Origin of the sequence: Acetobacter cerevisiae, from assembly GCF_001580535.1 — a bacterium.
Lineage (GTDB): Bacteria > Pseudomonadota > Alphaproteobacteria > Acetobacterales > Acetobacteraceae > Acetobacter > Acetobacter cerevisiae.
In genome coordinates, this window is sequence record NZ_LHZA01000157.1 from 168,778 (window position 1) to 181,656 (window position 12,879).

A 12,879-nucleotide genomic window follows, 5' to 3' on the forward strand; every position below is an offset into this window, starting at 1 on the left:
TAGGACACCAGCGCCATGCAACACAATTCAACGACCACTCTTCCGCCCGAACAGGATTCTGAAGAGGCTCTGGCCTCTCGGCGTCGTCGCTTGCGTTTTCGCGCCTCGCATCGCGGCACGTTTGAGACGGACGCCCTGATTGGCGGCTTTGTGGAAGAGAACGTCGATACCATGAACGCGGCGGAGTTGACGGACATGGAAGCCATTCTGGAAATCCCGGACCCGGACCTGACGGACTGGCTGTTTGGCCGTCTGCCATTGCCGCCAGAGCGGGAGACCCCCATGTTACGCCGGATGGTTGATGCGTGCCGCGCAAAAGGAGTTGGGATAGCCGGATGACGGAAGAGACGAGCGCTGAGGGCCGTATTGCGCCCATCTGGGGCGTGCCTGAAGGGTATGATGCGCTTTTGCTGGCCAAAAGGGCCAGAGAACATAAAGGGCCTGTTCTGCATATTGCGCGGGATGATGCCTCCACAGCCCGGCTGACAGACATGCTGGCCTATGTGGCGGAGGATGTGGAAACCCTGCGTTTCCCGGCGTGGGACTGCCTGCCGTATGACCGCGTTTCTCCCAACCCTGCGATTGTAGCGGAACGCGTTGCAACCCTGACGCGCCTGCTGGAACCGTCAGACGGTCGACCACGTCTGGTGCTGACAACTGTTTCCGCTGCCGTGCAGCGCGTTTCCCCACGTTCCACGTTTGAAGGCCAGTCTCTTACGGTCAAGCAGGGGGAGAGCCTCGATCAGGCTTTTCTGATCGAACTGCTGATTGCCAATGGCTACACCCGCACCGATACGGTGATGGAAGCGGGCGAGTTTGCTTCGCGGGGTGGCATCTTTGACCTTTTCCCCGCAGGGGCGGCTGAACCAGTCCGGCTGGATCTGTTTGGTGATGAAGTCGAGAATATCCGCGCTTTTGATCCCGGCTCCCAGCGCTCCACCACCAAACAGGATGCGCTAACGCTGCGGCCTGTCTCTGAATTTTCGTTGGATGCCGCCAGTATCTCCCGCTTCCGCACGGGCTGGCGTGATGTTTTTGGCCCCGCTGCAGCCTCTGACCCGCTCTATGAGCATATTTCCGATGGTCGTCGTTATCCGGGCATTGAGCACTGGCTGCCGCTGTTCCATGAGCGGCTGGAAACGCTGTTCGACTATCTGCCGAATGTCTCCGTCTCGCTCGATTATCAGGTCGAGGACGTGCTTAGAAACCGTCTGGAAATGATCGCTGATCATTATCAGGCCCGCCGTCAGCCTGCGCGGGAAGGGGAAACGCCCTACCGCGCTCTGCCGCCGCATCTGCTGTATCTGGATTCCAAAGGCTGGGAGGCGATTCTCAGCCGTCTGCCTGTTGTCGCCTTCAGCCCCTACGCCAAGCCTGATGGTGCTGCGGGGATGGATGTTGGTGGCCGCCCCGGCAAGATGTTTGCTAAGATTGTGCCCGGTGCCCAGCGCGAGCAGGTTTTCACACTGCTTGGTGAGCAGGTGCGGGACTGGGGGCAGGTTAAGCGCAAGACATATGTCACCGCATGGACCAAAGGCTCGCGTGAGCGCATTGGCACGTTGCTGCGTGAACATGGCGTGGCCACCCAGAGCTATGATGACTGGGCTTCCGCCCGCAAAGCCAAGCCGGGTTCTGTTGGTCTGCTGACACTGGGGCTGGAACGCGGCTTTGTTGCGGATGATCTGGCGTTTGTGTCTGAGCAGGATTTGCTGGGCGAACGGATTGGTCGCCCGCCACGCCGTCGCCGCCGTGCAGATGAACTGATTGCCGAAGCCGGGGAAATTTCCGCTGGCGATCTGGTGGTTCATCAGGATTACGGGATTGGCCGGTATGACGGGCTGGAGACGGTCAGCGTTGGCGTGGCCCCGCATGACTGCCTGCGTCTGCTCTATGATGGCGGCGAGAAGCTCTATCTTCCGGTTGAAAATATCGAACTGCTGAGCCGTTTTGGCTCGGATCAGGCTGGTGTGCCGCTGGACAAGCTGGGCGGCGTTGCCTGGCAGGGCCGTAAGGCCAAGATGAAGCAGCGCATCCGCGATATGGCCGGAGAACTGATTCGCACTGCTGCCGCGCGTGCCCTGAAGGAAGCGCCGGTTCTGGCTCCGGCGGAAGGGATGTGGGACGAGTTCTGTGCCCGTTTCCCGTTTGTAGAAACGGATGACCAGTCCCGCGCCATTGCCGATGTACTGGATGATATGGGCTCAGGCCAGCCGATGGATCGGCTTGTGTGTGGCGATGTGGGCTTTGGGAAGACGGAGGTTGCGCTGCGTGCGGCCTTTGTTGCTGCCATGTCCGGCGGACAGGTGGCGGTTGTGGTGCCGACCACGCTGCTGGCGCGCCAGCACTACCGCACCTTTGCCGCGCGCTTTGAAGGCTTCCCCATTAAGGTCGCTCAGTTGTCCCGCATGGTGACGGGTAAGGAAGCAACGGCCGTGCGCAAAGGTCTTGCGGACGGTTCCGTTAATATCGTGATCGGTACGCACGCTCTGCTGGCTAAAACGGTGCAGTTTGCCTCGCTTGATCTGCTGATTATTGATGAGGAACAGCATTTTGGTGTGGGGCATAAGGAAAAGCTGAAAGCCCTGCGCGAAGACGTGCATGTGCTCACACTGTCCGCAACACCTCTGCCGCGCACCCTGCAACTCTCGCTCTCCGGCGTGCGCGAGATGAGCCTGATTGCAACACCGCCGACCGACCGTCTGGCGGTGCGCACCTTTATCATGCCGTTTGATAGTGTCGTGATTCGGGAGGCTATTCAGCGCGAACGCTTCCGCGGTGGTCAGATTTTCTGCGTGGCCCCGCGTATTGAGGATCTGGACCGTCTGGCGGAGCGGCTGAGTTCCATCGTGCCGGACGCCAAGGTGGTGCAGGCGCATGGCCGCCTGACGCCGACTGAACTTGAACGGGTGATGACCGAGTTCTCGGACGGGAAATATGACATCCTGCTCTCCACCAACATCGTGGAAAGCGGGCTGGATATGCCCGCTGTGAATACGCTGATTATCCACCGGGCCGATATGTTTGGCCTCGGGCAGCTCTATCAGCTGCGTGGGCGTGTGGGGCGCGGTAAGCAGCGCGGTTATGCTTATCTCACCTGGCCGCAAACGCACGCTCTCTCCACCTCCGCTGAAAAGCGGCTGGAAGTCATGCAGACGCTGGATACGCTGGGGGCAGGCTTTACGCTGGCCTCGCACGATCTGGACCTGCGTGGGGCAGGCAATCTGCTGGGGGATCAGCAATCCGGGCATGTGCGGGAAGTAGGGATCGAACTCTATCAGCAGATGCTGGAAGATGCGGTGGCCGACCTCCGTAATGAAACGAGCCGTCGCCGTGCGGAAGATCGGGACTGGACGCCGAATATCATTGTCGGCCTGCCTGTTCTGATCCCGGATGCCTATGTGCCGGATCTGCCTGTGCGCCTTGGTTTGTATCGTCGCATCAGTGGTCTGGCGTCAGATGCCGAGCTGGAAGCGATGGAAGCCGAACTGGTGGACCGCTTTGGCACGCTGCCGCCGGAGGTAAAAAATCTTCTGGATATTGTCGATCTGAAAAGACTGTGCCGTGCCGCAGGGGTGGAACGTCTGGAAGCCGGACCAAAAGGCATGGTGCTCCAGTTCCGCAATAACAGCTTCAAAAATCCCGCTGGGTTGGTGCAGTGGATGGGCCGCTGGAAAGATGGCGCTGTCCGTCTGCGTCCCGACCACAAAATGGCGGTGGTGCGGGAGTTGACCAATGCTCAGCGTATTGATCTGGCGCGTCGTGTGCTGCGGGATCTGGTTAAGATGACAAAGAAGGTCCCGGCAGAAGTCGCCTGATCCTTTCAGGCGGAGGGGTACTTGCGCTGCGTCCGGGACGGTGGTTTCGGACAGGACACCACGTCCAACAGGCCATACAAAAAAGCGGACTGCTCAGGCAGCCCGCTTTTTTTTCGGTGTATATCTTAAGAAATTAGTGAAGCGGGAGAGGGAAGCCGTTCACCGTCAGCACACCCCCTTGCCAGACGGTATTCCACACATTCACATCGTTCTGGCTGTGGCTGACCAGCCGGGCCAGCACGAGGCCTGCGGCCAGCTTCATCTGTTTGGCGGTCCGGGCCTTTTCAATCAGGGCTTCCAGATTGCTGACTTCCAGATGACCGGAGGCCGTTGTGGCATCGACATTCCCGGTGAGGGTGGCTGTGCCATTGCCTTTCAGCTGCACGGTGTCGCGCGTCGCATTAAAGCTGGAAATGGTGACATGGACTGCGGGGGCAGCGGTGGATTTCCCTCCGATGGCTGCCATCAGCGCCGGCAGTTCGGATGCCGGCAGCGAGAACGCGGCATCAGCAGCGGAGGGGAGCAGGGCTTCATTACTAATCCCCTGATAGCTCAGGCCGGACAGTGCAAGTGTTGCGGCACTGGTATGGGCGGAGGTGCTGCCTTCCACCTTGAAATGTGCGGTGCTGCTGGACACGCGGTTAGAGCCGTGCGTCAGAACCGCATTGTTCCATGTGATGTCATACCCACCGCCGGCTTTCAGGGTTGCTGCGGCAGTTTGCCCCTGCTGGGCCAGCCAGTCTGAGCACGCGGCGTTGTGGCGGCCGGTGATGGCGGACATCAGCAGCAGCGAGGCCGCGTCAGCCTGATCATGTGCGGCATCGGCCGAGCTGCCGGTGAAAGTCATCTTCCCGGCGGTCAGCCCGCTGCTGCCATCAGGTGTGCGCACGACCACGTTCTCATACGTCACGCCATGCGCGCTGTCCTGTGCGGAACCGTGGGTAATCACGGCGCAGGCGGCGGGAGGAGCTGCGGCGTGTGTTGCCCGTAACGGAACAACGGCGGCGCAAAGACCAAGGCTCATAAGCATGAGCCCAGCGGGGGAAGGAATGGTGTTGTGTTTCATTTGATCGTAAAGGTGGCGTATGCGGGTTCCGGGTGCAATCCGGATCTTAAAAATAATACAGATTTCACGCGTCCGATCCAAAAGCGCGTGTCACATTAAAAAGAGCGCAGCAGATGTTCAGACTGGACCCTTTCCTCATTGGCCTGCTCTGCACCATTTTTCTGGCGACGGTCTTGCCGTGCCATGGTGCAGCCGTGCCGGTTTTTCAGTGGCTTGCCATTCTTGTCATTGCCCTGATGTTTTTCCTGCAAGGCGCGCGCCTGTCCCGCAAGGCGGTCGTTGATGGCGTAATGGCCTGGCGGCTGCACCTGATTATTCTGGCCTGCACATTTGTTCTGTTCCCGCTGCTGGGGCTGGCCGCACATGCTCTGATGCCGGGGCTGTTGCAGAATGATGTCTGGCTCGGGGTGCTGTTCCTGTGCTGCCTGCCGTCCACTGTGCAGTCTTCCATTGCGTTTACCTCTATTGGCGGGGGCAATGTGCCAGCGGCTGTCTGTGCGGCCACGGCGTCCAATATTGCAGGGATTTTTATCACGCCATTTCTGGTGGGACTGGTGCTCAGCAAGCATGGCGGGGCCTCTGGCAATGTGATGAATATCGTTTTCCAGCTACTCCTGCCGTTTCTTCTCGGGCAGCTGCCCCAGCCATGGATCGGCAAGTGGGCGCACCGGAACAAGAAGCTGCTTTCCCTCACGGATCGCGGGTCTATCCTGATTGTGGTCTACACGGCCTTCAGTGAGGCCGTGATGCAGGGCTTGTGGCACCGCCTGCCGCTGAGCCAGCTTGCTCTGATCGCACTGGTGGATTTCCTGCTGCTGGTCTGCGTGCTGGTAATTACGGCTTATGGCAGCCGTCTGGCAGGCGTGCCGCTGCGTGATGAGATTGCCATTGTGTTCTGTGGTTCCAAAAAAACGCTGGCGTCTGGCGTGCCGATGGCCAACGTGCTGTTCCCCGCAGCCTCTGTCGGGCTTATCGTCCTGCCGCTGATGATCTATCACCAGATCCAGTTGTTCGTCTGTGCGGTGCTGGCCAGAAAATTTGCCCGCATGACGCAGGAAAACGCGGAAGGCCTGCAGGCGGCAGGAGGGCCGCAAAAGGAGTAAAACGTGGCGGGGCTTGATCCGGAAAACTGGGACGCATTACGGGCGCTGGGGCACCGCATGCTGGATGAAATGCTGGACAACGTGCAGAACGTGGGCTCCGGCCCGGTCTGGCAGCCCATGCCAGATACCGTCCGGCAGGGCTTTCGGGATGCAGCGCTGCCCACGCAGGAAACCTCTCTGACAGCACTTTATGACCAGTTTTCTCAGTCTGTGACGCCCTACGCGACTGGCAACCGCCATCCGCGCTTTATGGGATGGGTGCATGGCGGCGGTACGGCACAGGGAATGCTGGCCGAGCTTCTGGCCGCTGGTCTGAACGCCAACCTTGGTGGCCGGGACCATGCGCCGATTGAAGTGGAGCGCATGGTCATTCGCTGGGCCGCGACCATGCTGGGCTTTCCGGAAACCGCGACGGGTGTGCTGGTCACGGGTTCTTCCATGGCCAATTTTATCGCCATGATTACGGCAAGTCGCGCTGTGAATGGTGGTCTTGAGATGAGGAGCGCGGGGCTGGCAGGCCGCAAGCTGGTTGGCTACGCGGCTCAAACGGCCCACGGTTGCATTGCCCGCGCCTTTGATATGGCAGGCCTTGGCACGCAGGCGCTGCGCCGGGTACCGGTCGATGCAGATTTCCGGATGGATATGGCGGCCCTGCGGCAGATGGTGGCGGCAGACCGGGCTGCCGGGCTGGAACCGTTTGTGGTGGTGGGCACGGCAGGGACGGTTGATACTGGCTCGATTGATCCGCTCACGGCTCTGGCGGGTTTTGCTGAGGCCGAGAACCTCTGGTTCCATGTGGATGGGGCATTCGGTGCTATGGCACGACTTTCTCCAGACTACGCTCCGGCGCTGGCTGGCATGGAGCGGGCCAACAGCATTGCGTTCGATTTCCATAAATGGGCGCAGACCCCTTACGATGCCGGGTGCGTTCTGGTGCGCGAGCCGGGGCGTCAGGCTGCGGCCTTTGCGCAGTCTCTGGCTTATCTGTCGCGGGAAGATCGTGGGCTGGCTGCGGGAGCACCGTGGTTTTGTGATCTGGGTCCGGATTTGTCCCGTGGTTTCCGGGCTCTGAAGGTCTGGTTCACGCTGGCCTCGTTCGGAACCGAACGGCTGGGCGGTGTGGTGTCGCAGTGCTGTGCGGCGGCGCAGCATCTGGCCAAACGGGTTCAGGCAACGCCCTGCCTCGAATTGTTGGCGCCTGTTACGCTCAACATCGTCTGCTTCCGGGTTATTGCATCAGACACGGATGAAGACAGCCTGAACGGCGAACTGGTGAAAGACCTGCAGGAAAGTGGCGTGGCTGCGCCTTCTACCACAATCGTGCATGGCAAGCGTGCCATTCGGGCTGCGATCGTCAACCACCGCACGGTGGAAGCCGATGCAGACCTTATGCTTGAGACCCTGCTGGATCTGGCGGAAAAACGGCTTGGCCAGAAGCTGGAGCGTCAGACAGCCTGAGTGATTTTCTTAAGGCAGCCCGAGGGGGCAGCTTCACCCTTCAGCGCAGATGCTGGTATTTGTGTCTGCGCTGAAGTCTGACTGCACAAAAGCGGGGTTTTACCGCCGTCTGGCTTTGCCGGGGCGGCCGGGGCGGTTTTGTTTTTCATCAAACAGACCAGAGAGGGCTTGCAGCATGGTGCCGCCCAGTTCTTCCGCATCGGTGAGGGTCACAGCGCGCTGGTAATACCGGCCCACGTCATGCCCAATCCCGATGGCGGTCAGTTCGACCGGGCTGCGTTCTTCAATCTGATGAATAACGGCGCGGAGATGGTCTTCCAGATAGGAGGCCGGATTGACGGAGAGCGTGCTGTCATCCACCGGCGCGCCATCTGAAATCACCATCAGGATTTTGCGGGATTCAGGCCGGCCCTTCAGGCGTTTCCATGCCCAGAGCAGGGCTTCACCGTCGATGTTTTCTTTTAAAAGCCCTTCACGCAGCATCAGGCCGAGATTGGGGCGAGCGCGCCGCCAGGGCATATCGGCAGCTTTGTAGATGATGTGGCGCAGATCGTTCAGGCGTCCGGGTTCTGCCGGTTTGCCGTCTTTGACCCATTGCTCGCGGCTTTGGCCACCTTTCCACGCACGGGTGGTAAAGCCGAGGATTTCCACTTTCACGCCACAGCGTTCCAGCGTGCGGGCCAGAATATCCCCGCAGGATGCCGCCACAGAAATGGGACGGCCCCGCATGGAGCCGGAATTATCAATCAGCAGCGTGACAACCGTATCGCGGAATTCCGTCTCCTGCTCACGCTTGTAGGAGAGGGAAAGCATGGGGTTGACCACAATGCGGGAAAGACGCCCGGCATCCAGAATGCCTTCTTCAAGGTCAAACTCCCACGCGCGCGTCTGCTGTGCCATCAGGCGGCGTTGCAGCTTGTTGGCCAGACGGGAGACGACCCCCTGCAAGGTTGCCAGCTGCAGATCCAGTTGATGCCGCAGGCGGTTCAGTTCTTCCGGGTCACACAGTTCTTCCGCTTTGATTTCTTCATCAAAGGCGGTGGTGTAGGCGTGGTAACCGCCAGCGGTTTCTCCCGGTTCGTGCTCAGGGGGAGCACTGGGGCCTGCAGCTTCACCCGTGCCATCTGCACCGCTGCCCTCGCGGTCTTCTTCCATCGCTTCCGGGGAGGATTCACCGCCACCACCCATCAGTTCCGGCTGCGGGACCGGGTCGGAAGACGAGTCCGGCTCAGGCGGAACATCTTCTTCCTGCGCTTCCGGTGGCGGGGCGTTGCTTTCGTCTTCGTCGGCGGCAGAATCGGAGCCGTTATCATCGGCTTCCATCTCGTCAGATGGAGAGTCATCTTCCGTCAGAGAGCACGCTGCCAGAAGTTTCCGGGTCGCTTTGGCGTAGGCCGCCTGATCATCCTGACTGAGAGCCAGATTTTCCAGAGCCGTTTGCGCCTGCGGGGACAGGGCAGCCTGCCATTTGCGCAAGATAGATTGAGCAGAGTCCGGGGCTGGTTCGCCCGTCAGGCGTTCCCGTGCCAGCAGTTCCAGCGCGACGGCTGGAGAAAGGTCATCAGGATCAGTCATCCGGTCCAGACCGGCAGCCTGACAGTCCTTTTCCAGTCTGTGGCGCAGGTTTGCCGCCACGCCACGCATATGCCGTGCCCCAACGGCCTCAATGCGGGCCTGTTCCAGAGCGTCATACACGTCCCGTGCCACGGTATCGTCTGGCTGGCGGGCGCGGTGCAGGTCAAAGTCATGGTGTTTCAGCCGGAGCGCCTGAGCATCCGCGACCCCACGGATACGCTCAATTTCTTCCTCATCCATATGGCGGGAAGGCTGGGGAAGGCGGATTTTTCCAGCAAGGCTGATTGGCCCCACAGGCATGTTGCCTGTGTGGAATGAAACCTCTGCCTCCCGCTGGCCGCCGATAGCCCGCAATGTTGCCGCGGTGGCCTGCTTGAAGGCGTCAACCCGGTTGGTCTGCTCGGACTCGCTGGCTGGCCGGTTATGGCCAGACGGTGGAGCGTGCGCTCCCTTCCTGCTGTCAGCCATTGATAAAGCCGCTCTCCGTTTGTGCTTCAGGCGCCCTTATTTGGACAGGGGACTTTTGTTGAAGCAGCGCTGATAATATTCGGCCACCATGCCGCGTTCGGCCTCATCACACTTGTTGAGGAAGGTCACGCGGAAGGCGAAGGCCGTATCCTTGAAAATCTTCTCGTTTTCAGCCCAGGCGATCACGGAGCGCGGGGACATCACGGTGGACAGGTCGCCCGCCATAAAGCCGGCACGGGTAAGTTCCGCCAGTGCGACCATGCTCTCAATGGTGCGGCGGGCTTCTCTGTCATCCGGGCTGATACCCATGCGGGAGAGCACAATGCCCACTTCCTGCGCATGCGGCAGATAGTTCAGGGAGGTTACGATGTTCCAGCGGTCCATCTGGCCCTGATTGATCTGCTGCGTGCCGTGATACAGGCCCGTGGTGTCACCCAGACCAATGGTGTTGGCTGTGGCGAACAGGCGGAACCACGGGTGCGGTTTGATCACGCGGTTCTGATCCAGCAGCGTCAGCTGGCCTTCCACTTCCAGCACGCGCTGGATGACGAACATCACATCCGGGCGGCCTGCATCATATTCATCAAATACCAGCGCGCAGGGGTGCTGGAGGCACCAGGGCAGCAGGCCTTCCTGAAATTCCGTAATCTGCTGGCCGTCCCGCACCACAATGGCGTCCTTGCCGATCAGGTCGATACGGGAGACGTGGCTGTCCAGATTGATGCGCACGCACGGCCAGTTCAGGCGGGCAGAAATCTGCTCGATGTGGGAAGACTTCCCGGTGCCGTGGAAGCCCTGCACCATCACGCGGCGGTTGAACGCAAAGCCTGCCAGAATGGCCAATGTGGTATCGTGGTCAAACAGATAGGCTGGGTCGATCTCCGGCACATGCTCGGTGCGGATGGAGAAGGCCGGAACCGTCAGGTCAGAATCGATACCAAACACCTCGCGCACAGAAACCTGAAGATCAGGCGCAGAAAGAGCTGAAATCGGGGGAAGATCGCCTGGGGTGGTCAGGCTGGCAGAATCAGTCATTCTTTATCCGTCTGGTAGGTGGGCATTCCGAAAGGACAGTCAGACACGCGCCGGTGTCAGGGCTGCCTCTTTATAATGCAGGCAGCATGGCATGGTTACCCGGCTTTTTCGAGGCCTTCTGCCATAAGATGTGCCCTGAGAGCCGTGAACGCAACATTGATGCTTTTCAGCCGCTCTTCCGAGCGCCGGTCACCATTGTTGGCATCCGGGTGATGCTTGCGGGCCAGCGAGCGGTAACGCGCTTTTGCATCGTCCAGTGTTACGGGCCAGGGCAGGCCGAGTGTTGCCAGAGGTTCACGCAGGGCTTCCGGTGCGCCGGGGGTGGCTCGACTTTTCGCGCGTTCCGCACGGGAGCGCCGGTTCTGGCCAAGGATATCAAGCGGGTCCAGCACGTCTTCTTCATGAAACGTCTGTTTGCCGGGCTTCCCACTCTGGCCAAACGCCCAGGATGGCCGATCCCATGCGATATCGGCACGCAGATGCGCTTCAATCTGGCCGGGTGACATCCCTTTGTAGTAATCCCAGCGTGCGTTATACTCCCGCACATGCTCGAGACAGAACCAGTAATACTGGTTAAGGGTCTCGCGTGAGCGGGGGGCACGATAGCCTGCCGGCTTTTCACAATCAGGCATGTCACAGCAGCGCTGGGGCGCATCCGGATCCGGATCGAACGCCCGGTGACGGGTATTCCTTCGCTTCATCATCAGGGTTATGTGCGTGCTGGTGTGTTCTGTGCAAGAGGGAACGTAGGATGACGCAACGCAATTCAGCTTCCACGCCTGAGGCAGACGGCATCCGTGCCCGCCGGGTGAGAGATGCTCTGACTGCTGCCTTCAAGCCGACACGGCTTGAAATTCTGGATGAAAGCAGCCGTCATGCCCATCATGTGGCTATGACGCGTGGCCCGGAAGCCGGGGCGACAGAAACGCATTTTCGCGTTTATCTGGTCAGTCCTCTTTTTGAGGGTGTGAACCGGGTGAATCGCTCCCGCATGGTGCATGATGCGCTGAGCTATGAATTCGGTAGCGGTTTGCACGCACTGGCGCTGACGCTCCGCACGCCGGAAGAAGAGAGCGCTCTGGCATGACACAGCTGGGAAGACCTCCGCGGTATCAAGCGGCCTCAGGTCTGACGCGCCGCAGTCTGGTGCTGCTGGCACCGGTTTTTCTGGCAGCCTGCGCCACCGGGCAGGGTAATCAGACGGCCCCGCAGGCCAGTGATACGGGCCGTGTTGAAGCATGGCTGCGGGCCGCAAAGCTGGAAAATGTGCCCTTTACCCAGACATGGCCGAATGGATCCACCGGTGGCGGGGTACTGACCTATCACGCTGGCTATCTGCACCTGAATTATACCGTGCCGCATAGTATGGACCTCGAGGCCTCAGGCACGCATGCCGTGTTCAAGGACAGCCAAACCGGGTCTGAAACACGGATGGGGCTCGCGCATAATCCGCTGGGTGTGCTGATGGGCAATCCCATTACGCTCTCCGGGCCGGTGACAGTGACCGATATTCAGAAACCGTCGGGGATCCTGCAGATTTCGCTGGCCCGTACGGAAAATCCGTCACAGGGGCTGGTGACGCTGATTTTCCGGGATGGCGGGCGTATTCTGGACCTTTATGAAATCCGCATTCTGGATGAACGGCAACGCACGTTGTTCATTCGTCTGGGAGGGGTGTGAGCGCAGAGGGTGTGCTGCCAAAAACAGCCTGCCAGCTTTCCGCGAGCGCGGCATCCAGCTGCGCCATCGTGACATTCAGCCCCAGCTTTTCAAAGCTGGTGACGCCGAATTCCCGAATGCCGCAGGGCACAATGCCCTCAAAATCGGACAGGCGGGGATTGAGATTGATGGACACTCCGTGCCAGCTCACCCAACGTGAGACGCGAACGCCGATGGCCGCAATTTTTTCTTCCTGACCGGTGCTGGGGTCAATGACCCATACGCCGACACGTCCCTCGCGACATTCTCCTTTCAGTCCGAATATTGCGAGGGTGCGAATCACCCATTTTTCCAGCCCATGCACGTAAGACCGCACATCACGCGCCCGGACCTCGCCGTGAGCATTGTGCAGATCCAGCATCACATAAGCGATTCTCTGCCCCGGTCCGTGGTAAGTCCATTGCCCGCCACGGCCTGCGTCATAGGTAGGGTAATGGTGGGGGTTGAATAAATCTTCCGCTTTTGCGGATGTGCCTGCGGTAAAAAGAGGTGGGTGTTCCAGCAGCCAGACCCGCTCTGCGGCCTCATTGGCCCGGATTTCCCGCGCCAAAGTTTGCATGCGCGCCAGTGCGGCAGGGTAGGGAACGGGCTTTTTGCTAATTTCCCATAAAAAACGTGCGTTGGTCATTGCCGCGTGATC

General features: G+C 60.0%; 11 protein-coding genes. 6 read left to right on the forward strand and 5 right to left on the reverse strand.

What is annotated here, in order from left to right; all coding sequences use genetic code 11:
• Positions 1 to 15 precede the first annotated feature (15 nt).
• Both AD928_RS13620 and mfd read left to right on the forward strand, forming a co-directional pair.
• Positions 16 to 339, forward strand: coding sequence for an FAD assembly factor SdhE (locus tag AD928_RS13620; RefSeq protein WP_062251075.1), 324 nt, complete (start codon positions 16 to 18; stop codon positions 337 to 339).
• Positions 336 to 3,815, forward strand: a complete 3,480-nt coding sequence (mfd, locus tag AD928_RS13625; RefSeq protein WP_062251076.1) for a transcription-repair coupling factor — start codon at positions 336 to 338, stop codon at positions 3,813 to 3,815. Before AD928_RS13620 ends, mfd begins: the two co-directional genes overlap by 4 nt.
• 133 nt (positions 3,816 to 3,948) lie before the next feature.
• Here mfd and AD928_RS13630 read toward each other — a convergent pair whose 3' ends face one another.
• Positions 3,949 to 4,839 carry a hypothetical protein gene (locus tag AD928_RS13630; RefSeq protein WP_062251164.1) on the reverse strand — a complete coding sequence of 297 codons (891 nt, stop codon included), beginning with the start codon at positions 4,837 to 4,839 and terminating at the stop codon, positions 3,949 to 3,951.
• A gap of 155 nt (positions 4,840 to 4,994) precedes the next feature.
• On the opposite strand from AD928_RS13630, the gene AD928_RS13635 reads away from it, so the two are divergent.
• Positions 4,995 to 5,984, forward strand: coding sequence for a bile acid:sodium symporter family protein (locus AD928_RS13635; RefSeq protein WP_062251077.1), 990 nt, complete (start codon positions 4,995 to 4,997; stop codon positions 5,982 to 5,984).
• A 3-nt stretch (positions 5,985 to 5,987) separates the two neighbouring features.
• Positions 5,988 to 7,442 carry a pyridoxal phosphate-dependent decarboxylase family protein gene (locus AD928_RS13640; RefSeq protein ID WP_062251078.1) on the forward strand — a complete coding sequence of 485 codons (1,455 nt, stop codon included), beginning with the start codon at positions 5,988 to 5,990 and terminating at the stop codon, positions 7,440 to 7,442.
• 99 nt (positions 7,443 to 7,541) lie between these two features.
• Here AD928_RS13640 and cobT read toward each other — a convergent pair whose 3' ends face one another.
• The 3 genes from cobT to AD928_RS13655 form a co-directional block, all read right to left on the reverse strand.
• The gene (gene cobT / locus AD928_RS13645) at positions 7,542 to 9,485 is read right to left on the reverse strand and encodes a cobaltochelatase subunit CobT (protein ID WP_062251079.1); all 1,944 of its coding nucleotides are present in this window, start codon (positions 9,483 to 9,485) and stop codon (positions 7,542 to 7,544) included.
• 36 nt (positions 9,486 to 9,521) lie between these two features.
• The gene (locus AD928_RS13650) at positions 9,522 to 10,520 is read right to left on the reverse strand and encodes an AAA family ATPase (protein WP_062251080.1); all 999 of its coding nucleotides are present in this window, start codon (positions 10,518 to 10,520) and stop codon (positions 9,522 to 9,524) included.
• Between the two features lie 95 nt (positions 10,521 to 10,615).
• On the reverse strand, positions 10,616 to 11,224 hold the full coding sequence (locus AD928_RS13655) for a DnaJ domain-containing protein (RefSeq protein ID WP_082779909.1): 609 nt from the start codon (positions 11,222 to 11,224) through the stop codon (positions 10,616 to 10,618).
• A gap of 47 nt (positions 11,225 to 11,271) precedes the next feature.
• On the opposite strand from AD928_RS13655, the gene AD928_RS13660 reads away from it, so the two are divergent.
• Both AD928_RS13660 and AD928_RS13665 read left to right on the forward strand, forming a co-directional pair.
• On the forward strand, positions 11,272 to 11,607 hold the full coding sequence (locus AD928_RS13660) for a BolA family protein (protein WP_062251081.1): 336 nt from the start codon (positions 11,272 to 11,274) through the stop codon (positions 11,605 to 11,607).
• Positions 11,604 to 12,200: a hypothetical protein gene (locus tag AD928_RS13665; protein WP_062251082.1), complete on the forward strand. Its 597-nt coding sequence runs from the start codon at positions 11,604 to 11,606 to the stop codon at positions 12,198 to 12,200. Before AD928_RS13660 ends, AD928_RS13665 begins: the two co-directional genes overlap by 4 nt.
• On the opposite strand, the gene lipB is transcribed toward AD928_RS13665, so the two are convergent.
• Complete coding sequence (lipB, locus tag AD928_RS13670; RefSeq protein ID WP_062251083.1) at positions 12,178 to 12,867, reverse strand: lipoyl(octanoyl) transferase LipB; 690 nt, start codon at positions 12,865 to 12,867, stop codon at positions 12,178 to 12,180. The genes AD928_RS13665 and lipB overlap by 23 nt on opposite strands.
• Between the last annotated feature and the right edge of the window lie 12 nt (positions 12,868 to 12,879).

What these genes read in the sequence shown, in the direction of transcription:
- mfd (WP_062251076.1), top strand. Translation starts at nt 336, where the DNA reads ATGACGGAAGAGACGAGCGCTGAGGGCCGTATTGCGCCCATCTGGGGC.
- AD928_RS13620 (WP_062251075.1), top strand. Translation starts at nt 16, where the DNA reads ATGCAACACAATTCAACGACCACTCTTCCGCCCGAACAGGATTCTGAA.
- AD928_RS13655 (WP_082779909.1), bottom strand. Translation starts at nt 11,224, where the DNA reads ATGATGAAGCGAAGGAATACCCGTCACCGGGCGTTCGATCCGGATCCG.
- AD928_RS13650 (WP_062251080.1), bottom strand. Translation starts at nt 10,520, where the DNA reads ATGACTGATTCTGCCAGCCTGACCACCCCAGGCGATCTTCCCCCGATT.
- AD928_RS13635 (WP_062251077.1), top strand. Translation starts at nt 4,995, where the DNA reads ATGTTCAGACTGGACCCTTTCCTCATTGGCCTGCTCTGCACCATTTTT.
- AD928_RS13665 (WP_062251082.1), top strand. Translation starts at nt 11,604, where the DNA reads ATGACACAGCTGGGAAGACCTCCGCGGTATCAAGCGGCCTCAGGTCTG.
- AD928_RS13630 (WP_062251164.1), bottom strand. Translation starts at nt 4,839, where the DNA reads ATGAGCCTTGGTCTTTGCGCCGCCGTTGTTCCGTTACGGGCAACACAC.
- lipB (WP_062251083.1), bottom strand. Translation starts at nt 12,867, where the DNA reads ATGACCAACGCACGTTTTTTATGGGAAATTAGCAAAAAGCCCGTTCCC.
- cobT (WP_062251079.1), bottom strand. Translation starts at nt 9,485, where the DNA reads ATGGCTGACAGCAGGAAGGGAGCGCACGCTCCACCGTCTGGCCATAAC.
- AD928_RS13660 (WP_062251081.1), top strand. Translation starts at nt 11,272, where the DNA reads ATGACGCAACGCAATTCAGCTTCCACGCCTGAGGCAGACGGCATCCGT.